This window comes from Variovorax sp. GW821-FHT10C12 (genome assembly GCF_059415405.1).
The window spans coordinates 94,652-118,502 of record NZ_JBWKNE010000004.1; the positions used below are offsets into that span (position 1 = coordinate 94,652).

23 protein-coding genes are annotated in these 23,851 nt (G+C 70.2%); 10 read left to right on the top strand and 13 right to left on the bottom strand.

Features of this window, described 5'->3' with window-relative positions:
• Positions 1–3: 3 nt before the first annotated feature.
• Both AC07OH_RS19795 and AC07OH_RS19800 read left to right on the top strand, forming a co-directional pair.
• Positions 4–546, top strand: a complete 543-nt coding sequence (locus tag AC07OH_RS19795; protein WP_495301841.1) for a hypothetical protein — start codon at positions 4–6, stop codon at positions 544–546.
• Positions 547–757: 211 nt separating this feature from the next.
• A complete protein-coding gene (locus tag AC07OH_RS19800; RefSeq protein WP_495301842.1) occupies positions 758–2,008 on the top strand; it encodes an MFS transporter in 1,251 nt (416 codons plus the stop codon).
• 6 nt (positions 2,009–2,014) lie between these two features.
• On the opposite strand, the gene AC07OH_RS19805 is transcribed toward AC07OH_RS19800, so the two are convergent.
• The gene (locus tag AC07OH_RS19805) at positions 2,015–2,941 is read right to left on the bottom strand and encodes a LysR family transcriptional regulator (protein WP_495301843.1); all 927 of its coding nucleotides are present in this window, start codon (positions 2,939–2,941) and stop codon (positions 2,015–2,017) included.
• 48 nt (positions 2,942–2,989) lie between these two features.
• On the opposite strand from AC07OH_RS19805, the gene AC07OH_RS19810 reads away from it, so the two are divergent.
• Positions 2,990–3,514: a GNAT family N-acetyltransferase gene (locus AC07OH_RS19810; RefSeq protein ID WP_495301844.1), complete on the top strand. Its 525-nt coding sequence runs from the start codon at positions 2,990–2,992 to the stop codon at positions 3,512–3,514.
• On the top strand, positions 3,501–4,814 hold the full coding sequence (locus AC07OH_RS19815) for an MFS transporter (protein ID WP_495301845.1): 1,314 nt from the start codon (positions 3,501–3,503) through the stop codon (positions 4,812–4,814). The genes AC07OH_RS19810 and AC07OH_RS19815 overlap by 14 nt, the downstream gene beginning before the upstream one ends.
• Here the strand turns inward: AC07OH_RS19815 and AC07OH_RS19820 are convergent.
• The gene (locus AC07OH_RS19820) at positions 4,735–5,673 is read right to left on the bottom strand and encodes a nitrilase family protein (protein WP_495301846.1); all 939 of its coding nucleotides are present in this window, start codon (positions 5,671–5,673) and stop codon (positions 4,735–4,737) included. The genes AC07OH_RS19815 and AC07OH_RS19820 overlap by 80 nt on opposite strands.
• A 118-nt stretch (positions 5,674–5,791) precedes the next feature.
• On the opposite strand from AC07OH_RS19820, the gene AC07OH_RS19825 reads away from it, so the two are divergent.
• Positions 5,792–6,250, top strand: coding sequence for a winged helix-turn-helix transcriptional regulator (locus tag AC07OH_RS19825; protein ID WP_495301847.1), 459 nt, complete (start codon positions 5,792–5,794; stop codon positions 6,248–6,250).
• A gap of 9 nt (positions 6,251–6,259) precedes the next feature.
• Here AC07OH_RS19825 and AC07OH_RS19830 read toward each other — a convergent pair whose 3' ends face one another.
• From AC07OH_RS19830 to AC07OH_RS19840, 3 genes are read right to left on the bottom strand one after another with little or no spacing between them, the layout of a single operon-like run.
• Positions 6,260–7,519 carry an AI-2E family transporter gene (locus tag AC07OH_RS19830; RefSeq protein WP_495301848.1) on the bottom strand — a complete coding sequence of 420 codons (1,260 nt, stop codon included), beginning with the start codon at positions 7,517–7,519 and terminating at the stop codon, positions 6,260–6,262.
• Complete coding sequence (locus AC07OH_RS19835; RefSeq protein ID WP_495301849.1) at positions 7,516–8,268, bottom strand: LytR/AlgR family response regulator transcription factor; 753 nt, start codon at positions 8,266–8,268, stop codon at positions 7,516–7,518. The genes AC07OH_RS19830 and AC07OH_RS19835 overlap by 4 nt, the downstream gene beginning before the upstream one ends.
• Positions 8,265–9,338 (bottom strand): sensor histidine kinase, encoded by a 1,074-nt coding sequence (locus AC07OH_RS19840; RefSeq protein WP_495302033.1) that lies wholly within the window; start codon positions 9,336–9,338, stop codon positions 8,265–8,267. The genes AC07OH_RS19835 and AC07OH_RS19840 overlap by 4 nt, the downstream gene beginning before the upstream one ends.
• Before the next feature lie 57 nt (positions 9,339–9,395).
• Here AC07OH_RS19840 and argH point away from each other — a divergent pair, with 57 nt between their 5' ends.
• A complete protein-coding gene (gene argH / locus AC07OH_RS19845; protein ID WP_489057919.1) occupies positions 9,396–10,793 on the top strand; it encodes an argininosuccinate lyase in 1,398 nt (465 codons plus the stop codon).
• Positions 10,794–10,826: 33 nt separating this feature from the next.
• Positions 10,827–12,305, top strand: coding sequence for a rhomboid family intramembrane serine protease (locus AC07OH_RS19850; protein WP_495301850.1), 1,479 nt, complete (start codon positions 10,827–10,829; stop codon positions 12,303–12,305).
• A 45-nt stretch (positions 12,306–12,350) separates the two neighbouring features.
• Here the strand turns inward: AC07OH_RS19850 and AC07OH_RS19855 are convergent, their stop codons facing one another.
• From AC07OH_RS19855 to AC07OH_RS19880, 6 genes are all read right to left on the bottom strand, one after another.
• Positions 12,351–13,697 (bottom strand): MFS family transporter, encoded by a 1,347-nt coding sequence (locus AC07OH_RS19855; protein ID WP_062474325.1) that lies wholly within the window; start codon positions 13,695–13,697, stop codon positions 12,351–12,353.
• A 306-nt stretch (positions 13,698–14,003) separates the two neighbouring features.
• Positions 14,004–14,624 carry a response regulator transcription factor gene (locus AC07OH_RS19860; protein WP_139702402.1) on the bottom strand — a complete coding sequence of 207 codons (621 nt, stop codon included), beginning with the start codon at positions 14,622–14,624 and terminating at the stop codon, positions 14,004–14,006.
• Complete coding sequence (locus AC07OH_RS19865) at positions 14,621–16,810, bottom strand: ATP-binding protein (protein ID WP_495301851.1); 2,190 nt, start codon at positions 16,808–16,810, stop codon at positions 14,621–14,623. The genes AC07OH_RS19860 and AC07OH_RS19865 overlap by 4 nt, the downstream gene beginning before the upstream one ends.
• Before the next feature lie 71 nt (positions 16,811–16,881).
• Positions 16,882–18,183, bottom strand: a complete 1,302-nt coding sequence (locus AC07OH_RS19870; protein WP_495301852.1) for a hypothetical protein — start codon at positions 18,181–18,183, stop codon at positions 16,882–16,884.
• A gap of 25 nt (positions 18,184–18,208) precedes the next feature.
• A complete protein-coding gene (locus tag AC07OH_RS19875; RefSeq protein ID WP_159275602.1) occupies positions 18,209–18,748 on the bottom strand; it encodes a hypothetical protein in 540 nt (179 codons plus the stop codon).
• Between the two features lie 97 nt (positions 18,749–18,845).
• Positions 18,846–19,406, bottom strand: coding sequence for a DUF3455 domain-containing protein (locus AC07OH_RS19880; protein WP_495301853.1), 561 nt, complete (start codon positions 19,404–19,406; stop codon positions 18,846–18,848).
• 187 nt (positions 19,407–19,593) lie between these two features.
• Between AC07OH_RS19880 and AC07OH_RS19885 the strand changes: the two genes are divergently transcribed.
• Genes AC07OH_RS19885 through AC07OH_RS19895 form a run of 3 tightly spaced genes read left to right on the top strand, consistent with a single transcriptional unit; the run spans position 19,594 to position 21,755 of the window.
• Positions 19,594–20,169: an RNA polymerase sigma factor gene (locus tag AC07OH_RS19885; RefSeq protein WP_307694848.1), complete on the top strand. Its 576-nt coding sequence runs from the start codon at positions 19,594–19,596 to the stop codon at positions 20,167–20,169.
• Between the two features lie 16 nt (positions 20,170–20,185).
• A complete protein-coding gene (locus tag AC07OH_RS19890; RefSeq protein ID WP_495301854.1) occupies positions 20,186–20,938 on the top strand; it encodes an anti-sigma factor in 753 nt (250 codons plus the stop codon).
• Between the two features lie 43 nt (positions 20,939–20,981).
• Positions 20,982–21,755, top strand: a complete 774-nt coding sequence (locus tag AC07OH_RS19895) for an SGNH/GDSL hydrolase family protein (RefSeq protein WP_495301855.1) — start codon at positions 20,982–20,984, stop codon at positions 21,753–21,755.
• Here AC07OH_RS19895 and AC07OH_RS19900 read toward each other — a convergent pair whose 3' ends face one another.
• Complete coding sequence (locus AC07OH_RS19900; RefSeq protein WP_495301856.1) at positions 21,756–22,568, bottom strand: hypothetical protein; 813 nt, start codon at positions 22,566–22,568, stop codon at positions 21,756–21,758.
• A 48-nt stretch (positions 22,569–22,616) separates the two neighbouring features.
• Positions 22,617–23,759 carry an OpgC domain-containing protein gene (gene opgC / locus AC07OH_RS19905; protein WP_492681577.1) on the bottom strand — a complete coding sequence of 381 codons (1,143 nt, stop codon included), beginning with the start codon at positions 23,757–23,759 and terminating at the stop codon, positions 22,617–22,619.
• Positions 23,760–23,851: the final 92 nt, after the last annotated feature.

Consider the following 23,851-nt stretch of genomic DNA (forward strand, 5'->3'; position numbering starts at 1 on the left):
TTCATGACCAAAATCCAATTCCGCCGACGCGTCATCGTCCTGATCCTCCTGTGCGTGGCCGTGGGCGGCGGCATCGTGCGGCACTACGCGGCGCCCGGCTCCACCACGCGCGACATCGCCACGCTGCTGATGGTGCTGTGGGTGCCGATCATCGGCAACGTCATCACCTGGCTCATCGGCAAGCTGCCGCGCCGCGCGCCCAAGCAGGCCCCGCCCGCGGGCTTCGACGCGCTGCCCGCGTTCACGCCGCACCTGCAAGCGGAGCTGACCTTCCGCCGCCCCTCGGTGCCGTCGCAGGACGTGCCGCTGGGCCCCGGCGAATACCGGGGCGCGCTGGTGCTCGACACCGAAGGCTTCTCGGTGCGCTGGCGCGTGCCGCAGGGCGAATCGCTGGTGCGCGGCACGCCCATCGCGCTCGACATCGAATTTCTCTCGCCGGCCGTCGCGCAGCCGAAGTTTCCGCAGGGCACGGCCTTCCGCGTGCTGGTCGACGAGGCGTTCGTGGCCGATGGACGGGCGCTCGAGTTGCGCCCCGCCCACACTTAATCTCGGCAACTCAAGAAGACGGTGATGGCGAAAGGCGCCATTGCCGCATCCCCGGGCGGCTGCAGACAGCAAAGAGGTCGATTGTTCGCCGCAGGGAAACTGTCTACTGCTCCACCGCCCCTTGGTCGCAAGCCCCCCGGCTCGCACACTCCAATGCCCCCTCACCGGCATTGGCGCCTTCATCGCCGATGCGTTCAAGGACTGCATCTCCATGATGAATTCTTCCGGCAGCAACCCCTGCATCGACGACCTGGCGGCGCCCGCGCGCGACGCCGTGGCCGCCCCCACCCGCTCCGCGTGGCTCGCGGTCGGCTCCATCGCCGTCGGCACCTTCGCGATGGTGTCGACCGAGTTCATGCCCATCGGCCTGCTCACCGACATCGCGCGCGGCCTGAACGTGTCGGACGGCACGGCCGGGCTGATGATCACCATGCCCGGCGTGCTCGCCGCCTTCGCCGGGCCGGCGCTGATCGTCGCCTCGGGCCGGCTCGATCGGCGCACGGTGCTGATCGCACTCACCTTGCTCCTGATCGCCTCGAACCTGCTGGCCGCGTTCGCGCCCAACTTCACGACGATGGTGGTCGCGCGCCTGATGCTCGGCCTGGCCGTGGGCGGCTTCTGGACCTTCGCGCCCGCTGCCGCCACGCAGCTGGTGCCCGACGCCTCGAAGCCGCGCGCCATGTCGCTGGTGCTGGCCGGCGTGTCGGCCGCCACGGTGCTCGGCGTGCCCGCGGGCTCGTGGCTGGGCACGATGTTCGGCTGGCGCGCCTCCTTCGCCGTGACCGGCGCGCTGGCCGCGGCCGTGCTGCTGGTGCAGCTGTGGCTGCTGCCCGCCATTCCGCCGCAACGCGCCATCGGTGCGCGCGACCTGCTCACGCCGCTCACGCGCCGCATGGCGCAGGTCGGCCTGCTCGCGGTGCTGTTCTTCATTGCCGGCCACTTCGCGGCCTACACCTACCTGAAGCCGCTGCTGCAGCAGGTGTTCGGCCTGCAGGCCAACGCGGTCTCGACGCTGCTGCTGGTCTACGGCGCGGTGGGCTTCATCGGCACCTTCCTCGGTGGCAGCCTGGTGGCGCGCAGCGTGCGCGGCACCACCTTGCTGGCGGCGCTGATGCTCGCCACGGCGCTGCTGCTGTCGACGCTGATCGGCACCGGCATGGTGGCCGGCGCGGTGGTGGTGGTGATCTGGGGCGTGGCCTTCGGCCTGATCCCGGTGGCGCTCACCGGCTGGATGATGGAAGCCGTGCCCGACGCGCAGGAAGCCGGCCAGGCCCTGCTGGTGACGGGCTTCCAGGTGGCGATCGCCTCGGGCGCGCTGATCGGCGGCCTGATGGTCGACAGCCGCGGCATCTCGCCCACGATGGTGCTCAGCGGCGTGCTGGTGCTGATCGCCGCGCTCATCGTCGGCACGCTGGGCCGCGCACGCGGCGGCGCCGCGCCGCTGGCGGCCATTCCAGAGTAAGGACTCCTAGCGGCGGCCCGGCTTCTTGCCGGCCGCCACGATCGCCTCGAGCACCGTGCGCAGCGCCTTGTTGAGCGGCTTGTCGCGACGGATCACCACCGCCAGCGTGCGGTGCATGCGCGGGGCGAGACGGCTGGCCTTCAGCGCCGGGTGGGCGCCGCGCCCCGCCATCGACATGCCGGGCACCAGGCCGTAGCCCAGCCCCGCGGCCACCATCTCCTTCATCGCCTCGACGCTGCCCAGCTCCATCACGGGCTGCGGCTGCAGGCCCTCGGCAGCAAACCAGCGATCGACCAGCTTGCGCGTGTTGGCCGCAGGCTCGAACAGCACCAGCGGCAGCGTCGCCAGGTCGGCCGGCGTGACGCGGGCCTTGAGCGGCGCGAGGTCGGCGCGGCCGATGGCGACGAACTCGTCGTCGCACACGGGGATCACGCTCAGCGAACGCCCGGCCGCGGGCAGCGTGACGAGTGCGAGGTCGATGCTGTTGTCTTCCACCTTGCGCACGTGCTCGTCGGTGTTGCCGGTGCTCACCACCACGCTGAGTGCGGGGAACGCCTCGCGCAGCTGGCGCAGCACCGCGGGCAGGAAGTACAGGCAGGCCGTGGCGCCCGTGCCCAGCCGCACGCGGCCCGTGACGCCGCGCGCATGGTCGGCCACCGCGTCGACGGCGTTCTCGACCGCGGCCTCGATCTGCGGCACGTGACGCAGCAATTCCGCGCCGGCCGGCGTGGCCCGCGCGCGCTTGCCGACGCGCTCGATGAGCCGCACGGCCAGCCGTCGTTCGAGCTGGCGCACCTGCAGGCTCACGGCCGGCTGCGACAGGCCGAGCCGGTCGGCCGCGGCGGAGAAGCTGCCGGTGTCGATCACCAGGACGAAGGTGGCGAGCTGGTCGAGGTTGAGGTTCTTTTCCAAAGTATTTCTTATGCGCTGCATAGGCAGGCCAAGCTTCACTTATCGATCTTGCCTCGTCAAGATCGACCCATGTCCTCCTCTTCCATTGCTTCCGCCGCGCTAGACATCGCCGATGCCGAGCCCCACCACATGGCCCGCGTGCAGGCCATCTACAGCCACTACGTGCGGCACGACCTGTGCTCGTTCGAAGAAGAAGTACCCACCCTCGCGCAGATGCAGGCGCGCCGCATCGACGTGCAGGAACGCGGCCTGCCGTACCTCGTGGCGCTGAAGGATGGCGAGGTGGCCGGCTACGCCTACGCCGGCCCCTACCGCGCGCGCTCGGCCTACCGGCACACGGTGGAAGACTCGATCTACGTCGCACCCGACATGCACGGCCACGGCATCGGCACGGCGCTGCTGCAGGCGGTGATCCACCGCTGCACCGAGGCCGGCTTCACGCAGATGGTCGCGTGCATCGGCCACAGCGGCAACGCAGGCTCGCAGCGGCTGCATGCGAGCCTGGGCTTCGAGACGGTCGGCGTGCTGCGCAATGTCGGCTTCAAGTTCGGCCGGTGGGTCGACACCGTGCTGATGCAGCGTGCACTGCGCTGAACACACCCCAGCGCCGCAGCGCGGATGGCTCGCGCTGCTGTGCGCGAGCCGGCTGCTGCAGGGCATGATCGTCACGGCCTACTCGGGCGTGCTGCCGTTCATGCGGGACGACTGGCAGATGACGGCCGCGCAGGCCGGTTCCATCCAGAGCGCCTGGCACGTGGGCTACATGAGCTCGCTGTTCGCGGTGGGCCTGCTGGCCGACCGCTTCGGCCCGCACCGCATCTTCGCGGTCGGCGGCGCGATCGGCGCGGCCGCCTCGCTGGCCTTCGCGCTCTTCGCGCACGACCACCGCTCGGCCCTGCTGCTGTACGGCCTGGCGGGCCTGTGCGCGGGCGCCTCGTACACGCCGGGGCTGCAGCTGCTGTCGCTCAACGCCGGGCCGGCGGTGCGCGGGCGCGCGATGGGGCTGTTCCTCGGCGCGGCATCGATGGGCTATGCGCTGTCGCTCGCGGTGGTGGCGGGGTTCAGCGTGGTGGCGCACTGGCGCACCGGGCTGCTGGTGGCGGCGGGCTGCACGGTGGCGGGCGTGCTGCTGGCCCAGCTCGCGCTGCGGCGCATGGCACCGCCTGCGCCACGGGTCGCCGGCACGCCGCGCGAAGGCGTGCTGCGGGCGCTGAACGCGACCGTGCGCGACCGGCCCGCGATGGCCGGCAACTGGGCCTACGCTTTCCACTGCTGGGAACTCATGGCGCTGTGGGCCTGGCTGCCCGCCTACCTGATGGCCTCGTCGCGCGGCGGCGCGACCGCATGGCCGGCCGCGGGCATCGCGCTGGCGGCGTTCGCACACCTCGTGAGCGTGTTCGGCAGCGTGGTGGGCGGCGCCGCGTCCGACCGGCTGGGCCGCGCGCGCGTGATGATGATCGCCACCCTCGCGAGCCTGAGCCTGTCGTTCGCCTTCGGCTGGATGTGGACCTGGCCGCTGTGGGCGCTGGCCGCGATGGCGGCGCTGTACAACCTGCTCGCCATCGCCGATTCGTCGGTCTACTCGACCGCGCTGGCCGACGTGGTGGCGCCGCACCGGCTCGGCGTGGCCTTCTCGGTGCGCTCGGTGATGGGCTTCGGTGCGGGCGCGCTCAGCCCGTGGGTGTTCGGGCTCGCGCTCGACTGGGGGCAGGCGCGGTTCGGCGTCGGCAGCACGTACGCGTGGGTCGCGGCCTGGAGCTCGGTCGGGCTCGGGGCGCTGCTCGGGCCGTGGATGATCGTGCGCTTCGCGCGGCTCAGCGCGGCAGTGCCGCCCCGCGATAACCCAGCATCGCGTCGTACAGATCGGTTCGCCGGTCGCGGTGCAGGTCGTTGAGCGGCGTCCAGATCGGCGCCGAACGCGCGGCGCCCAGGTCGACGTCGGCGTAGAGGATGGTCTCTTCCTCAGGCCCGGCGATGCGCCCCATCGGCCAGCCGTTCGTGCCCGCGATCAGCGAGTTGCCCATGAAGCCCGTGCCGCGCTCGCGGCCCACGCGGTCGGCGGTGGCGATGAAGACGTTGTTGGCGTGCGCGGCCGTCATCGTCAGGTAGGCCGCCATGCACACGCCGCTGGCGTCGTACAGCGGCGGCGGCGTCCAGACCCAGCCCGTGGGCACGCAGATGATGTCGGCGCCCTGCTGCGCCACGATGCGCGGCGCCTCGGGAAACCAGATGTCCCAGCACACGAGCAGGCCGATGCGGCCGATCTTCGTCTCGAACACCGGGTAGCCCTCGTTGCCGGGCGTGAACCACAGCTTCTCGTGGTTCCACAGGTGCGTCTTGCGGTAGCGGCCGATGTAGCCCTCGGGGCCGACGAGCACGGCCGTGTCGAACAGCTGCATGCCGTCCTGCTCGGCCAGGCAGCCGACGAGGTACACGCCGTGCTTCGCCGCGAACGCGACCCAGCCCTGCACGGTGGGGCCGTGCGGCACGGGCTCGGCATGGGCGAAGGCCTCGGCGCGGCCGTTGAAGCAGTAGCCGGTGGTCGCCAGCTCGGGCAGCACGATGAGCTGCGCGCCACCGGCCACCGCCGCTTCGAGTTGTGCGCGCACGGCGGCAGCGTTGCGCGCGAGGTTCTCGACGCCGACCTGCGGGTCGAACTGCACGACGGCCACGCGCACGGGGCTGGCGCGCAGACCGGGCACGGCGTCGCCGCCGGAAGGGATGTCGTGGGGAGCGGGGGTTGGGAGGGTCATGGCCACCTCAGGTTTCAAATTAAAACCATACGGATGCTAGTCGCATCGGTTTTAATTTGCAACCAATCCAACGCTACGGTCTAATCCCGCCATCCCAGGGACGCACAGGAAACACACGATGGCCAGGAGAAAAAGTCTGAGGTTCGACGCCTGCCCGATGGCACGCGCGCTCGAGATCGTCGGCGACCAGTGGTCGCTGCTGATCGTGCGCGACGCCTTCGACGGCATGCGGCGCTTCGGCGAGTTCCAGCAGAGCCTGGGCGTGGCCAAGAACATCCTGGCAGACCGGCTGAAGTGGCTGGTGCAGGAAGGCGTGTTCGACCTCGTGCCGGCTTCGGACGGCTCGCTCTACCAGGAGTACGCGCTGACGGCGAAGGGGCGCGGCCTGTTCCCCGTGGTGGTCGGCCTGCGGCACTGGGGAGAGGCGAACCTGTTCGCGCCCGGCGAGCCGCATTCGGTGCTGCTGGAGCGCGGCAGCGGCCAGCCCGTGGCGCCGATCGAACTGCGCACGCGCGACGGCCAGCCGCTCGAGGCGGCCGACACCGTGGTGCAGAAGCTGCCGGTGCCCGCCGCCTGATCTGCCCTGCTACTCGCCGAGCAGTTCGCCGATGGGCTGCAGGTCTTCCACCCGGTCGCAGATCGACTTGATGACCATGGTGATCGGGATGCCCAGCAGCAGCCCCCAGATGCCCCACAGCCAGCCCCAGAAGATCACGCCCACGAACACGGCCACCGGGTTCATGCGGCTGGTTCGGCTGGTGAGCCAGGGCATCAGCAGGTTGCCCACCACCGTGTGGATGGCCAGCGAGACGCCGCCCACCAGCAGCGCCATCTCGATGCTGCTGAACTGCAGGAAGGCCATGAGCCCCGCCGCCACCAGCACGATCACCGAGCCGATGTAGGGAATGAGGTTGGTCACGGCCGCGATGATTCCCCACACGGCCGCGTTCTCCACGCCCATGAGCCAGAACGCCAGGCCGGTGGCGAGCCCCACCAGCGCGCTCACCAATATCTGCACCAGCAGGTAGCGTTCGATGTTGCGCGTGATGTCGTCCAGCACGTGCACCGTGACCTTCTTCTTCTGCAGGCTGGGCCCGGTGATCTTGATGAGCTTGCGCCGGAAGGTGTCGCCCGAGCACAGCGCGAAGTAAGTGAGGAAGGCCACCAGCGTGAGCTGCCCCAAGGCGTTGAGCAGGCCGACCGTGCCGCTGAGCAGGTAGTCGCGCACGTTGAAGCCCGGGCGCTCGATCACGACGCGCGCCACGCCCTTGCGCGAGGCGACGCGCGCGGAGTTTTCCTCGGCCGCCTTCTCGAGCTGCGCGGCGGCCTGCTGCACGCTGTCCAGCGGGGTGGCGCTGGCGTTCTTGTCGCGGCGCATGGCCTGGCCGAGTTTCTGCGCGGCGACCGGCAGCGAGTCGAGCAGTTGCGAGGCGCTGCCCGAGAGCGAATAGCCGGTCCACCCGAGCCCGCCGAACAGGCCCAGCAGGATCACCGCCGAACCGATCCAGCGCGGCACGCGCCAGCGGTGCAAGCGCTCGACCAGCGGCGACAGCGCGTAGTTCAGCAGCAGGCTCAGCATCAGCGGCACGAACACGGCCTGGCCCCAGCGCAGCGCGAAGACGCTGGCGAGCACGGCCAGCACCACGAGCGAGGCACTGCGCACGTCGACGGGCATGTGCAGCACGAAGCGCCTGCGCAGGGCGGAGGTGGAATCTTCCTGCGGCTCGACAGGCGCAGCGGACTCGGCCGGCGGCGCCGGAGCGGGTGCAGGCGCAGGCGGCGGCTCTTCCGCAGCCACCGGCCGCTCGGGCGGGGGCTTCGGGCCAGCCGGGACGTCGTCGGTCATCGCGATTCCTTCAGCATCTCGCGCACCGCGGCCAGCTGGCGGCGCGACACCGCCACGGGCTCGGGCACCGAGTCCAGCCGCAGCGCCCAGCCATCGGCGTCCTCGCCGTCGTCGTAGCGCTCGAGCGCGCGGATGGCCGAGCGCGCCACCAGCGCATTGCGGTGCACGCGCAGGAAGCGGTTCGGGTAGCGCTCCTCGAAATCGTTGAGAGAGCCGTCGAGGATGTGGCTGCGCGTGGCGGTGCGCACCGTGAGGTACTTGTATTCGGACTTGAGGTAGAGCACCTCGGACAGCGGCACGCGCTCGGCGCGGCCCCGGTCCTGGATCAGCACGCACTCGGGCGTGGCCTCGGCGACCGGCTGTGCGGCGCGGCGCTCCTTCAGGAAGCGCTCGACCTTCTGCAGCGCCTGCTGCAGCCGCTCAGCGCGCACGGGCTTGGTGAGGTAGTCGACCGCTTCCAGCTCGAAGGCCGTGACCGCGTGGCTGGCGTGCGCCGTCACGAACACCACGGCCGGCGCGTCGGGCCGGTGGCGCAACGCGCGCGCCACCTCGATGCCGTCGACGCCGGGCATGTGCACGTCGAGCAGCACCAGGTCGAGGTCCATCGCGGCCAGGTGGGCCAGCGCCTCCTCGCCCTGCGCGGCCTCGGCCGTCACCTCGGCGGCGGGCGAGCTGCAGTCGCGCAGCAGCGTGCGCAGGCGCGAGCGGGCCAGGGCTTCGTCGTCAACGATCAGGGTCTTGAGGCTCATGATTCGGCGGGGATGGCAATGCGTACGCGGTAGTTCTTCTGGTCCATGCCGGCGCTGAACTGCATCTGCATGTCGTGCAGCAGGCGCAGCCGCTCGCGCACGTTGTCCAGGGCGATGCCATGGCCGCGCGGCAGCGGCTCGTCGGCCCAGCGCAGCGGCGGCAGGCTGTTGACCACCTCGATCACGACCATGCCGCCACGCCGCTCGGTGCGGATGCGCAGCTTGCCGCCGTCGGGGCTGGGCTCCACGCCGTGCTTGATGGCGTTCTCGACCAGCGGCTGCAGCAGCAGCGGCGGCAGGCGCGCGTCGCTGGCGGCAGCATCGAGGTCCCAGCGGATGCGCAGGCGCTCGCCGAAGCGCACCTGCTCGATGGCCAGGTAGCGCTCGGCCAGCGCGATCTCGTCGGCCAGCGTGCCCGATTCGCCGGGCACGGTGAGCGCCTGGCGGAACAGCTCGGCCAGGTCTTCGAGCATGGTCTCGGCCTTGGCCGGCTCCTCGCGCACCAGCGCGATGGCGCTGTTGAGCGTGTTGAACAGAAAGTGCGGGCGGATGCGCGACTGCAATTCTTCGAGCCGGGCCGTGGTCGCGGCCGGCGTCTGGCCGCGCGCGCGCAGCACCATCGCCGCCATCACCAGCCCCGCGAACAGCGCGCCGGCCAGCGCGCTCGCCAACCAGGGCGCGCTGGCGATCACGCCGGTCAGGCGCAGCAGGCCGCAGCCGTAGAGCGAGGCCACGGCGCCCAGCACGGCGCCCGCGGCGTACTGGCCCGGGGGCGGCAGGCGCCGCAATTGCTTCTTGAGCCCGCAGGCCGCCACCAGCCACAGCAGCGTGGCGGGCAGCGCGCCGCCCGTGACCGTGGCCGCCTGCACCAGCCATTCGCCGAAGGTGCCGACCACGAACAGCGTGGCCACCGCCACCACCGCTTCGACGAACACCACGGTGCGCAGCACCACGCCGATCTGGCAGGCGTCGAACAGCGCCGGGCCGCCGCGCACGGGCGCGCGCACGCGTTCCGGCGACGAAGCGGACGTGGAGGGGGAGCTGGCCGATAAAATCGCCGGGTTGCGCATCGCAGACATCAGATCCATCGGGTGACCAACCCATTATTGCCTTCCTGGACGGCTCCCATGACCCAAAACCAACTCGACAAGAAATCCGAAGCCTGGTCGGCCCTGTTCTCCGAACCGATGAGCGACCTGGTGAAGCGCTACACCTCCAGCGTCTTCTTCGACAAGCGCCTGTGGCAGGCCGACATCGAGGGCTCGCTGGCGCACGCCGGCATGCTCGCGGCCCAGGGCATCATCAGCGTGACGGACCACGCCGCCATCGAGCGCGGCATGACGCAGATCCGCGGCGAGATCGAGGCCGGCAGCTTCGAATGGAAGCTCGACCTCGAGGACGTGCACCTGAACATCGAGGCCCGCCTGACCCAGCTGGTCGGCGACGCCGGCAAGCGCCTGCACACCGGCCGCAGCCGCAACGACCAGGTCGCCACCGACGTGCGCCTGTGGCTGCGCGGCGAGATCGACCTCATCGGCGACCTGCTGGTCGAGCTGCAGAAGGCGCTGGTCGACATCGCCGAGAAGAACGTCGAGGTGATCCTGCCCGGCTTCACCCACCTGCAGGTGGCCCAGCCCGTGAGCTTCGGCCACCACATGCTGGCCTACGTGGAAATGTTCAGCCGCGACGCCGAGCGCATGGGCGAGGTGCGCAAGCGCGTCAACCGCCTGCCGCTGGGCGCCGCCGCCCTGGCCGGCACCAGCTACCCGCTGGACCGCGAGCTCGTGGCACGCACCCTGAAGATGGACAGCGTCTGCCAGAACAGCCTGGACGCCGTGAGCGACCGCGACTTCGCGATCGAGTTCACCGCCGCCGCCAGCCTGTGCATGGTGCACGTGAGCCGCCTGAGCGAAGAACTCATCATCTGGATGAGCCAGAACTTCGGCTTCATCAACATCGCCGACCGCTTCACCACCGGCTCGTCGATCATGCCGCAGAAGAAGAACCCCGACGTGCCCGAGCTGGCGCGCGGCAAGACCGGCCGCGTGGTCGGCCACCTGATGGCGCTCATCACGCTCATGAAGGGCCAGCCGCTGGCCTACAACAAGGACAACCAGGAAGACAAGGAGCCGCTGTTCGACACCGTCGACACGCTCAAGGACACCCTGCGCATCTTTGCCGAGATGATCGGCGGCATCACCGTGAAGCCCGAGGCCATGGAAGCCGCCGCGCTGCGCGGCTACGCCACCGCCACCGACCTGGCCGACTACCTCGTGAAGAAGGGCCTGCCCTTCCGCGACGCGCACGAAACCGTGGCCCACGCCGTGAAGGCCGCCACCTCGCACCAGGTCGACCTGTCGGAGCTGCCGCTGTCGGTGCTGCAGCAGTTCAATCCGAACATCGAGAAGGACGTGTACGACGTGCTGAGCCTGCGCGGCTCGCTCAACGCCCGCAACGTGCTGGGCGGCACCGCGCCCGTGCAGGTCAAGGCACAGGTCGCCCGCCACCGCGCCCGCCTGGGCTGAAGCCTGCGGCCACATCCACGAGGGCCGCGCTTCATGTTCTACGCCATCCCGCTCGAAAACAAGCCGAGCTGGCGCAACCCGCCGTGGATGACGGTGCTGCTGATCCTCCTGAACATGATCGTGTTCTGGGGGCCGCAGCGCAGCGAAGAAAACGGCCGCGAGCGCGCCGCGCAGTTCTACGTGCAGAGCGTGCTGCCCGAACTGGAGCTGCCACCCTTCGTCGAGTGGCTCGAGAAGACCGACCCCAAGCGCGGCAAGCTGGCGCGCCGCATGCTGGCCCATGAAGAGGCCTACCCGCAGTTGCTCGAAGGCCTGCAGAACGACCAGCCCTTCCTGAAGAAGCTGCGCGCCGACCAGGTCGTGACGCCCGCGAACCCGCGCTTCGACGAATGGCAGCGCGACCGCCGCCAGTACGAGGCGATGCTGCCCGCGCCGTTCACCGCGCGCTGGTCGCAGGACTACGGCAAGGACGCCGAATTCAAGCCCTGGACCTGGCTCACCGCCACTTTCCTGCACGGCAGCACGGGCCACCTGCTGGGCAACATGCTGTTCCTCTTTTTGTTCGGCTTCTCGGTCGAGCTGGCGCTGGGGCGCGGCACCTACCTGAGCTTCTACCTGCTGGGCGGCGTGGGCTCCGCGCTGCTGGCCGGCTGGGCCTATGCGGGCAAGGGCGGCTACGGGCTGGGGGCCTCGGGTGCGATCTCGGCGCTGATGGGCATGTACGCCGTGATGTACCGGCTGCGGCGCATCCGCTTTTTCTACCAGCTGTTCTTCTATTTCAACTACGTCACGGCGCCCGCCCTGCTCTTGCTGCCGGCCTGGATCGCCAACGAGCTGGTGCAGCACTGGATCGGCGGCCAGGGCATCGCCTACATGGCCCACCTGGGCGGCCTGCTGACGGGCGCGGCGCTGATGGCCGGCGCCATGTGGCTGGGCCGCGTGAAGACGCCCGAGACCGTCAAGTCGGAAATGGTGACCGACGACCACCGCTTCGAGCAGCACGTGGCCGCCGCGCGCAAGCTGTCGGCGGCCATGAAGTTCGAGCCCGCGTGTGCCGAATGGCGCGCCGCCGCGGCCCTGCGCCCCGGCGACACCGACACGCTGCGCGCCTGGTTCCACACGGCGCGCCTGCAGCCCGCGAGCGACGACTTCCACCAGGCCGCGCGCCGCATCTTCCGCCTGCCCGCCACCGACGCCGACACGCTGGCGCTGCAGCACGCCAGCTTCACGACCTACCTCGACCAGGCCAAGCCGGGCGTGCGCCTGAAGCCCGACGACATGGCCCGGCTGGCGCGCCGCTTCGCGCGCATCCGCCAGTTCGGCGACGCCGACAAGCTCTGCCGCATCCTGCTGAAGACCGCGCCCGACCATCCCGAGCTGGCCGACACGCTCTCGGTGTGCGCCAACGGGCTGCTGCACGCGGGTGAACGCGATCGCGCCCTGGGCCTGCTGCCGCACCTGCTGCGGCTGGCGCCCAACGACATGGTCACGCGCGCCTTGCAGCGCACGTAAAAAACCCGGCGCGAGGCCGGGTTCGTTGATGAAGCGGCGCTGCGCTTACTTGTCGTTGTGCAGGTAGGTGGCCTGCTTCGGCAGCAGCAGGCTGACCAGGAAGGCCACGCCCATCATCGCCGTCACGTACCAGTAGAAGTACGACTCGTGGCCGATCGACTTCAGGCCCAGCGCCACGTACTCGGCGCTGCCGCCGAAGATGGCGTTGCCCACCGCGTACGACAGGCCCACGCCCAGCGCGCGCACTTCGGGCGGGAACATCTCGGCCTTCACGATGCCGCTGATCGAGGTGTAGAAGCTCACCACCGCCAGCGCCAGCGTGATCAGCACGCCGGCCATCAGCGGGCTGCCCACGCTTTGCAGGTTGCTCAGCACGGGCACCGTCATCAGCGCGCCCAGGGCGCCGAACAGCAGCATGTTGCTGCGCCGGCCGATGCGGTCCGACAGCGCGCCGAACAGCGGCTGCATGCACATGTACAGGAACAGGCACGCCGTCATCACGTTGCTGGCGGTCTTGATCGACATGCCGGCCGAGTTCACCAGGTACTTCTGCATGTAGGTGGTGAAGGTGTAGAAGATCAGCGAGCCGCCGGCCGTGTAGCCCAGCACCACGAGGAAGGCGCGCTTGTGGTGCTTGAACAGCTCGGCGACGCTGCCGGCGCCCTTGGCGGCGCGGGTCTTGGTGCTGGCGGTCTCGGTCAGCGTGCGGCGCAGCATCAGCGCCACGACGGCGGCCAGGGCGCCCAGAACGAAGGGAATGCGCCAGCCCCAGGCCTTGAGCTCGGCCTCGGTGAGCAGCTGCTGCAGCACCACCACGGCCACCACGGCCAGCAGCTGGCCGCCGATCAGCGTGACGTACTGGAACGACGAGAAGAAGCCGCGCTGGCCGCGCATGGCCACTTCGCTCATGTAGGTGGCGGTGGTGCCGTACTCGCCGCCGACCGACAGGCCCTGCAGCAGGCGCGCGGCCAGCAGCAGCGCGGGCGCCCAGGCGCCGATCTGCGCGTAGGTGGGCAGGCAGGCAATGACCAGCGAGCCGACGCACATCATGACGACCGAAGTCACCATCGAGGTCTTGCGGCCCTTGCGGTCGGCCAGCCGGCCGAACAGCCAGCCGCCGATCGGGCGCATCAGGAAGCCGGCGGCGAACACGCCGGCGGTGTTCAGCAGCTGGACCGTCGGGTCTGACTTGGGGAAGAACGAGGGCGCGAAGTAGATCGCGCAGAAGGCGTAGACGTAGAAGTCGAACCACTCCACCAGGTTGCCGGACGAGGCGGCAAAGATGGCGAAGATGCGCTTGCGCTTTTCCTCGAAGGTGTAGGGGGTGGTGTCGCGGGTCGCGTCCGGGCTGGAAGCGCCGGCGCTCGTGCTGCTGCTGGCAATGGCGGTCATGCGGGGGGTCCTTGTCTCTGGCTGCAGCCCCCGCGAAGCCCGCGGAAAGCCGTGCCGGGGAGTCTGGTCCGCCGGGGGCGCGCTGTCGTCCGTAGACCCCGGCCGCGGGACTGCGTACCCGTACGCAGGGGTAAACCCTAAGTTCTAGTGGGGTGTCCCGCAAATAGCTGCGCAAATGAAATCGATGCGTTTCGCGTCAGGGCAAGGCGCAAACCGCAGCGATACCCGCAGGTATCGCGAGGATTTGCAACGCCGCCCTGGCGTGAAAGGCGCGATTTCATGCGCAGCTATTTGTGGGACACCCCACTAAAGTCCATGTTCCCGCAGGAAGCGGTCCAGCTCCAGGCTGCTCGAAAAGCCCAGCTTCGCGAACATGTGGGCCCGGTGCGTTTCCACCGTGCGCAGCTCCAGCGGCGCGAGTTCCTGCGCGATGCGCTTGTTGGGCAGGCCTTCGGCCACGAGCCGGGCGACCTGCATCTCGCGCGGCGTGAGCTTGGCCCACAGCGCCTGCGCGGCCTGCCGGGCCTGGCGGCGCACGGCGATCTCTTCGGCCTTGTGCAATGCCTTGGCGATGCTGTCGAGCAGGCGCTCGTCGTTGCAGGGCTTCTCCAGCCAGCCGAAGGCGCCGTTCTGCACCGCCTCCACCGCCATCGGGATGTCGCCGTGCCCGGACAGGAAGATCACGACCAGCGGACTGTCCTGCGCGCGCAGCGCGTCGAACACCTGCAGGCCGCTCATGCCTTCCATGCGCAGGTCGAGGATGGCGCAGCCCGGGCGCTGCAGGTCGGCGCCGGCCAGGAAGGCCTCGCCCGAGGCAAAGGCCTGCACCGCATGGCCGCGCGACAGCAGCAGCAGGCCCAGGGAGCGGCGCACGGCCTCGTCGTCGTCGACGACGCACAGGTGGTTGGCAAGCAGGGGTGCGTTCACGGGGAAGCCTCCAGTTCGAGGGTGAAGACCGTGCCGCCGCCGGGCCGGTCGGCGAACGACAGCCGGCCGCGGTGGGCCTCCACGATGGTGCGGCAGATGTTCAGGCCCAGCCCGAGGCCGCCGGCCTTGGTGGTGAAGAACGGCGCGAAGACCTGCTCGGCCAGCGCGGCGTCGATGCCCGGGCCGTGGTCGGCGATGCGGATGTGCACGCGGCCTTCATGCAACTCGGCCTCGACCTCGACCACGCGCCGCTCGGGCGGCGTGCCCTGCTGCATCGCCTGCAGGCTGTTCGACAGCAGGTTCAACAGCACCTGCTCGAGCAGCACGCGGTCGCCGCGCACCGGCGGCAGCGCGGGCGGAATGCGCACCTCGGCGCGCACCTGCCGCTGGCGCATCTCGCCCTGCAGCAGCGCCAGCGCATTGCTCACCAGCGCGGCCACGGCGCAGTCTTCGGTGCCGGCGGTGCGCTGGCGCACGAAGCCGCGGATGCGCCGCACGATCTCGGCGCTGCGCTTGGCCTGCGCCACAGTCTCGTCGAGGCTGCTGGCCAGGAGCAGCTGGTTGCCCTGCGCGGCGAAGGCCTTGGCGGCGCTGGCGAAGTTGCTCAGCGCCATCAGCGGCTGGTTGAGTTCGTGCGCCAGCGTGGAAGCCATCTCGCCCAGGCTGGCCAGGCGCTGCGCGTGCTGCAGCTGCTCGTCGTTCTGGCGCTGGCGCAGCTCGGCGCGCTTTTGCTCGGTGATGTCGACCACCGAGCTCATCCAGCCGCTGTGGCGGCCGTCGGCGTCGATGAGCCGCGCGGTGTAGACCATGGTGATGACCTCGTGCCCGTCGCGGTGCCGCAGGCGCGACTCGAAGCCCGAGCGCGCGGGCTGCCCGCTCATCATGGCCTCGTAGTGGAACCAGTGCTGCGTCACGTCGTCGGGGTGCCAGTAGGGGTACGGCGGCAGCCGCCCCAGCAGTTCGTCGGCGCCGTAGCCGGTCATCTCGCAGAAGGCCGGATTGACGTAGATGATGCGGCCCTGCAGGTCGCGTGCGCGCATGCCGACCAGCAGCGAGTCTTCCATCGCCTTGCGGAAGGCGTGGGCCTGGTCCAGCTCGTGGGTGCGCTCGCGCACGCGCAGCTCGAGGTCGCGCCGCGCGTCGCGCTGCTCGGCGAAGCGGCGCTCGCGCAACTGCCAGTACAGCGCGCCCAGCAGCAGCACGCCGGCGCCCAGCAGGCCGAGCATCCAGGTGCGCTCGCGCGCGCGGGTGACTTCGGCGTGGTCGGCCATCACCGTCAAGGTCCAGCCCAGGTCGGGCAGCGGCTCGTCCACCGCGAGAAAGCGGCGCGCCTTGCCGCCGACCGTGGTGCGCACCAGGTAGCCCGGCGCGCCCTCGAGGTGCTCGACGCGCCAGGGCAGCGGCGCGAAGCGGGTGCGCGCGCCGTACTGCTGGTCGTGCTCGATGCCGGCCAGGTCGGCGGGGCTCAGCGCCCGCGTGGCCTGGTACATCCAGCCCGGCACCGAACTCAGGAACACGATGCCGCGCGCGTCGGTCAGCAGGATCGGGTCGCGCACGAAGGCCCAGGCGTCGTGCAGCTGGCGCAGGCTGACCTTGACGGTGACCACGCCCAGCACCTCGCCGCCGCCCTCGGCGCGCACCGGCGCCGACATGAACAGCCCCGGCTCGCCCGTGGTCTGGCCCACGCCGTAGAACAGGCCGCGCCGCCCGGCCCGCGCGTCGAGAAAGTACGGCCGGTTGGCGTACGACTCCCCCACGAAGCTCTGCGGCGTGGCCCAGTTGCTCGCGGCCAGCGTGAGGCCCTGCGGATCGGTGAGGTACAGCGCGTCGGAACCCGCGAGGCGGTTCACCTCTTCGATGTGGTGGTTGGCGCGCTGCCGCGCGGCGGGGTCCTGCGGGTGGGCCAGCACGGCCAGCACGTCGGGATGCATGCCGGCGGTGAACGGCAGGTAGCCGTACTTGCCGGCGGCGTCGCGCAGGCCGAGCACGTGCACTTCCATGGCGCGGCGGATCGAGTCGGCCTGGAAGTTCGCCTCGCGCCGCGCGGCCCACTGGCCGGCCACGGCGATCAGCAGCAGCGCCAGCGCGACGGCAGCCGCCCAGGCCACCAGCGCGCGGCGGCGGGAACGCGTCGGCGATGGAGATGAAGGAGCAGGAAGGGACGGTTCGGGCGTGAGGGGCGGCATGGGAGGCAGGTCCGCAGGTCCGGCCGGCGCGGCGTGCGGAATTTTGCCCTGATCCGCGGGCTGGCCCTCTCTCAGGCCGCCGGCCGCAGCAGCCAGCGCACTTCCTGCGTCTGCTCGCTCTCGGGGTAGCGGGCCTCGAGCGTGGTGAGGATCGGCTGCGCCATGTCCGCGCGGCCCAGCCCCTGCACCAGTGCGCGGGCCGCGAGCTCGTAGGCCTGCGGGATCGCCGCGTGGCCGCGGAAGCGCTTGTCGAAGCCCGACAGCAACGCGAGCGTGCCGTGCGCGTCGCCGCCGCGCCACTCGGCGCGCGCCATGGCGATGACCATGGCCGGGTCGTCGAGCACGAAGGTCTTGTCGATCGCGCGGCAGGCCTTGAAAACCTTCAGTGCGTCCGACGCGAGGTCGCGCCGCATCAAGAGCGGAATGAAGCGGCGCGCGTGGTCGAACAGCGTGTCCTTCTTCTCGGGCATGAGCGCCAGCACGCGGTGGTAGCGGCGCTGCGCGGCCAGGTCGTCGGCGTCGGCGGTGCGCTGCGCCTCGTAGGCGATGCCCAATGCGGCGGCCAGGTCGCCGTCGGTGATGCACTGCGCCACCTCGGCGTCGGTGCGCTGCGCGGCGATCTGCGCGGGCGTGCGGCGGTCGGCCGGTGCACCGATGTCGGCGCCCGCGCCGGGCACGAGGTCGATGCCGAAGGCGTCGTGGTGCTGGTACATCACGTAGCCCAGGAGGCTCGCCATCACCCAGCCGAAGTAGATGAACGCGAAGTTGACGATCGGCAGCACGATGCGCCCGTCGAACACCGGCAGCACCATCGAGATCGCCACCTGCGCGCCCGTGCTCAGCAGGAACAGGAAGAAGCACAGCAGCGCATAAGGCCAGCCGATGGTGCGCATGGCGTCCATCACGTAGCCCGGGTTCATGGCCTGGAAGAAGCTGCCCGACTGCACCAGCACGATCACCGCGGCCGGGAAGGTGAAGGACATGATGAACAGCCCCACCGTGCCCAGCACCGGCTCGTACCACGCGAGCCAGCCGATGAGCATCGTCTGCACCAGCGAGATGGCGAAGAGCTTCCACGGCAGGTAGGTCCACTCGTCGCTGGCTTCGCGCCCGAAGTCGGCCGAGTCGCGGATGCCGCGCGCACCCAGTGCAATGACCTTGAAGCCGTAGCGGCTGGCCGCCAGGATGATGCCGACCTCGATGACGACGAAGGCCAGCGCATCGGGCAGGAAGAACACGGCCTCGAACAGCAGACTGCAGAACGACAGCACCAGGCCGTAGGCCAGCGGTCGCAGCTGGAGCGGAAAGGCGAAGAAGCTGTTGAGGCGGTGCCAGAACGGCGGGGGCGGCGGCAGGGAGTCGCGGTCGATCATGGCGGGGCCTGGGGTGCTGATGCGGCTACTTGCGGAAGAAGTCGCTCTGGCTCATGGCGCCCGCGCCGCCCAGGCGCACCACGGTGACGCCGTTGGAATGCACGAGGCGCATCTGGCCGAGTTCGCGCTCCAGGCGCTGGGTGAAACTGCTCTTGTACTGCAGCACCGACTCGCCCATCTTCAGCACGCTGGTGCCCGTGACGGTCGCGCTCTTGCGGTCGGTGGCCACCTCGATGTTGTCGATGTGATAGTCGTACTCGATGGTGAGGATGCCGCCCATGCGGTCGCCGACGGTGCGAAACAGCTCGATGTTCTCCTTCACCGTGTCGCAGGCTTCGTCGCGGTTCTGGGTGGTCTCGAGGGTGCGGCCCATGGCCGTGACCTTGCTCTCGATCACCGCCTTGCGGCTGAGTTGCTTGCAGATCGCCTCGGCGTCGCGCGAGTACACGGCGTGGGCGTCCTTCCGGTAGTAGTCGCGCACCATCGCCTCGTCGAGCTTGCGGCCGCCGACAAAGAAGAACCACGCGCCCACGCAGAGCGCGATCACGATCGCAATTTGCTTCATTCCCGCCCCCGCGCGCACGCGGTCCCGCTCCGTTTTGCGGCGCAGTATACGTTGCCGAATGTTTCCAAACGGCGGCGAAACAGGGGCTCGGCCGGCCTTAGCCCGCGCGGTAGAAGATGTAGTCGGCCTGGTACTTCACGACCTGCTTCTGGCCCATGTTCGTGGCGCCACAGGCGGCGGCGGGGGCCACGCCGCCCTGCGTGGCGACGCGCTGGATGTAGCTCACGCCCTGCATGGCGCCCATGCCGGTGGCGGGGTTGGCCTTCACCAATTGGTGGGGAATGTTGCCGCTGCCGTTCGGCGCCACCGCCACCTGCGTGGCCGTCACCTTCGAGCCGTCCGCGTTCTCCCAGGTGGCGGGCGGGCCGTAGTACTTGCCGACCTGCTTGCCGGCGCGGTCCATCAGCTTGGCGTCGGGGCCGACGAAGACCCACTCGTGCGCGCCCGGCGTGTTGGCCTTGGCGCGGCATTCGTAGGTGATGTCGCCGGCGCCCACGGTTTCCATGGCCACGCGGTGGCCGGCGGGCACCTTCACGGCGTCGGGCAGGCTGGCCTGCGAGAACACCGGCATGGGCTTGGCGCCCATGCCGGAACAGGCGGCCAGGCCAAGCGCCGCTGCGGTGGTGGAAGCCAGGACGGTCAGGGTGCGGATGTGCATGGTCGTTTCCTTGGTGTCTGATCGGTGGTGAAAAAGAAAGAGCCGCCGTCTGGAGTTCTGCATGTCGACGCCCCCCTGCCCCGTGTACGCAGCCCGACGCCCGTTGGATTCAGACCGGCCGCGCTGAATCCGCCCGCGCCGCCGGGCCGTACCTTGGGCATGCGCACCGATGCCCCACAATCCGCCGATGACCGCACCCAGCCCCGACGCCGAACTGATGGCGCTGATCGACCGGATCGGCCATCGCGACGAAGCCGCCCTGCGGCAGCTGTACGACCGCACCTCGCCCCGCCTCATGGGCCTGGCGATGCGGGTGGTGCGCCAGCGCGAGTGGGCCGAAGACGTGCTGCAGGAGTCCTTCCTCACCGTCTGGCGCGTGGCCGGCGACTACCGCGCCTCGCTGAGTCCGCCGCTGGCCTGGCTGGGGCTCATCGTGCGCAGCCGCTCGCTCGACCTGCTGCGCCGCCGCACCGCCGACCGCGCCCAGCTCACGCAGGAGTTCGACGAGCTGATGGCCGACACCTTCGAATCCGACACGCCCAACCCGGCCGACATGGCCGATGCGAGCGAGCAGGCCTGGGCGCTGCACCAGTGCCTGAGCCAGCTCGAGGGCCGCCAGCGCGAGGTGGTCAGCCTGGCCTACCTGCGCGAGATGAGCCACAGCGAGCTGGCCGACCAGCTCAAGCTGCCGCTGGGCACCGTGAAGACCTGGATCCGGCGCGGGCTCGACAAGCTGCGCACCTGCATGGGCCGCTTCGCCTGACCACGAGACCCGCCCCATGAACCTCCTTGCCCACCCCGAACTGCTCGAACTGCTGGCCGCAAGCCATGCACTGGGCACGCTGCGCGGCGGTGCCCGCCGCCGCTTCGAAACCCTGGCACGCGAGCAGGCGCCCGTGCGCGCCGCCGCGCTGGTCTGGCAGGGCCGGCTGGCCGGCATGACCGAGCTGCAGCAGCCCGTCGCGCCGGACCCGGCCGTCTGGACCCGCATCCGCAACCTGATCGACGCCGAGCAGGCGCAGCAGGCCCTCGAGCGGCAGCGCGACAACGCCGCGCCCATTGCCTCTGCATCGACCGGCGGCTGGCTGCGCAGCCTTGCGCTGTGGCGCGGCGCCGCCGCGGCTGGCGCGCTCGTGGCCGTGCTGGCCGTGGGCGTGGGCCTGAACCTGCGCGAGCAGCTGATCAACGCGCCCGCCGTGCAGTACGTGGCCGTGCTGTCCGACGACAAGGCCGCCGCCTCCATGCTCGTGACCTTCGATCCGAAGAAGAAGCAGCTCGTGCTGCAGCGCGTGGGCAACTTCCGCGAAGGCACCGACAAGTCGCTGCAGCTGTGGGCCCTGCCGCCCGGCGGCGCGCCGCGCTCGCTCGGCGTGCTGGACAATGCACCGGCGCTGCGGCTGGCCGCCTCGGAATCCGATGTGCGCGTGCCGGCGCTGGCGATCAGCCTGGAGCCCAAGGGCGGCGTCCCGAGCGCGGGCGGCCCGACCGGGCCGGTGCTGTTCCATGGCCCGCTGATCGAAAAGACGCTCTGACCCTGTTCTGAATTCCCTGTCTCCTGTCCGTTCGATGCCTTCGATGAAATCCGTCCGCGCGGCGGCGCTGCTTCTTGCAGCCGCCCTCGCCTTCACCGCCCAAGCGCAAACCGCAGCCGCCGCCTTCCCCTACGAAGCCGACGGCGCCACGGCCGCCGACACCGCCCCCGCCTACCTCGCCGCCAAGGCCCGCTGGCACAACGAACTGGCCGCCTTCGCGCGCGCCGACCAGGAGCGCTTTCCGGCGCCGGGCGGCGTGGTGTTCGTGGGCAGCTCCACGGTGCGCATGTGGACCCGCCTGTCGCAGGATTTTTCCCGCGTGCCGGGCGGCATCGTCAACCGCGGCTTCGGCGGCTCGACGCTGGCCGACTGCGCCCTGTTCGCGCGCGACCTCGTGGTGCGCTACAAGCCCCGGCAGGTGGTGCTCTATGCCGGCGACAACGACCTGGCCGAAGGCCGCACGCCGCTGCAGGTGCTGGACAGCTTCGCGCGCTTTGCCAACGCGGTGCGCGCCGAGCTGCCCGACGCGCGCATCAGCTTCATCTCGGTCAAGCCCAGCCCGTCGCGCGAGCAGCTCATGCCGCAGATCCGCGAGACCAACCACGTGATCTCGGCCTACCTGAACCTGCTGCCCAACAGCGAGTACATCGACATCCATACGCCGATGCTCGGCGCGGATGGCCGCCCGCGCCCCGAACTGTTCCGCGGCGACCGGCTGCACCTGACGGACGAGGGCTACCGGCTGTGGCAGTCGGTGGTGGCGCCGCACCTGCCACAGCCGCCTGCGCCGCCAGTTGCGCCGACCAACGCGCCCTGATCAGGGCGGCGGCAGCAGGTCCTGGTATTCGGGGAGCGTGAGCAGCTCCAGGTCGGGGAACTTGCGCACCGCCTCCTTGATGTTCTTCAGCGTCTGCACCATGCGGGCGCGCACCGTCTTGCGCACCCAGGCTTGGTCGTCGGGCGAGAGGCTGGCCAGGTAGTAGGCGCCCGGCACGCAGCCGTGCAGGAAGTTCTCGGCCCTGGCCTTGGCTTCGTTGAGCCGCTTCGCGTGGACCTGGGCGATCACTTGCTTCAGGTCGGCGCCCGGCGAAGCCTTGCGCGCATCGCTCAATGCCGACATCGTGGGCCCGCTGCTCTCGAACGACGCGGGATGGCAGTGGACCCACGACAGGAACATCCGGTCGGCCGCCGACTGGCGGTCTGTCCCGTCGAAGTCGATGCTTCCGCCCAGATGTTTCGCCGCAGCGGCGTGGCCGTGCTCAGCGGCCAGCCAGCGCCATTGCAGGCTCTCGCTCCGACCGGCACCGCGCCTGAGAAAGACCGCGAGAGATTCATAGGCCGGCGTATAGCCTTCCTCCGCCGCCGAGCGGAGGTCTTCCATCGCCCGGGCACGGGTCGCGGCATCGACCTCCGAGCCGAGCAGGAGCGCCGAGCCGCGGAACACGCGGCCGAACGGGGTGCCGCTGTCTGCCAGCGTGATTTCGCAGGCCGATGGGTTGGCGGCGCCGTAGCAATCCAGCCGCCGTTGCACGTCCTGTTGCGCTGCTTGCGGCAAGGCCGAATGCGCCGCCGCACCCCACGCCAGCACGCAGGCCGCCAGTGCACGTCTCCAAAGCACGGAATCGATCATCGCCCTCCCCCTCTTCTCAAAAAAACGAGCGGCGCTCCCTGCGGACACCTACGCCGGCGCGGGCTCCGAAGGCACATCGTCCGCCGGCGGCGGCACGTCGGCGCCGCGCGTGAAGCGCGCCACGAAGTACATCCCCGCGAACACCGCCGCCAGCAGCAGGCCGTCGCCCCACCAGGGCCGCGCCATCTGGTTGTCGCCGTAGAAGGCCAGCACCAGCAGCACCGCCACGAGGTGCGCGCAGAACACCGGCAGCGAGGCCGAGCCCATGGCTTCGAGCCAGTGCAGGCGCGGGATCTTGCGCATGAGCCAGGGCCCGAAGCGCACCGCCAGGATGCCCAGTGCCACCAGGTTCACGATCCGCAGCGGGCCGAGCTGCCACTTGTCGAACAGCAGGTTCATTTCCACATCGCCGCCGAACGGCGCCTGGCCGTTGATGCCGGTGTGGCGCCAGTAGAAACCGTAGAGCGCGATGCCCGCTGCCAGCACCAGCAGCCAGGCCGGAAAGCGCAGCGGCCGGGCGTCGGGCGCGTTGCGGCTGGCGCCCAGGCACAGGCCGGCGAACCACAGGAACTGCCAGGCGTAGGTGTTGAAGGCGCCCATCTCGTGGAACGGCACCGGCATGCCGAGGTAGCGCACCGCCAGCCCGTAGACCCATTCGCTGAGCCCGAACTGCGCCATCGCCCAGACCGTGGCGCTGGCCACCATCACGAGCGTCCAGCCGTGGCGCATGGCGAAGGCCAGCACCCAGGGGCTCATGAGCATGAAGAAGATGTACATCGGCAGGATGTCCAGCAGCGGCGGTTCGTAGATCAGCAGCAGCCCGAACAGGAAGCCGTCGCGCGGCTCCGCCAGGTAGTACGACACGAGGTTCTTGACCGCCGGCTGGTCGATGTGCACGCCGAGCGCGGCGATCACGGTGAACAAAAACAGCAGGATCGCCGCCTGGCACAGGTAGACCTTGAGCACGCGCCGCCAGAAGGCCTGGCGCATCGAGTCGACCCCGCGCACGTGGCCGATGCGGCTGTAGACCAGCCCCGCCACGAAGGCCGACAGCAGCACGAAGCCCTCGGCGGCCGACACGAAGCCGAAAGGTTGACCCAGCGGATCGGTCAGCCGCGTGGGCAGGTGGGTGACGGTCATCAGCACGAGCATCAGCCCGCGCAAGGCGTCTATTTCCCAGTAGCGTTTCATTCGGTCGGCGGCGAGGTCTTGGTGGCGGTCTGCGCAGCGCACGCACGACGTCAGCGATTGTAAGAAGACCGGCGTACGTCAACAGAACGCGC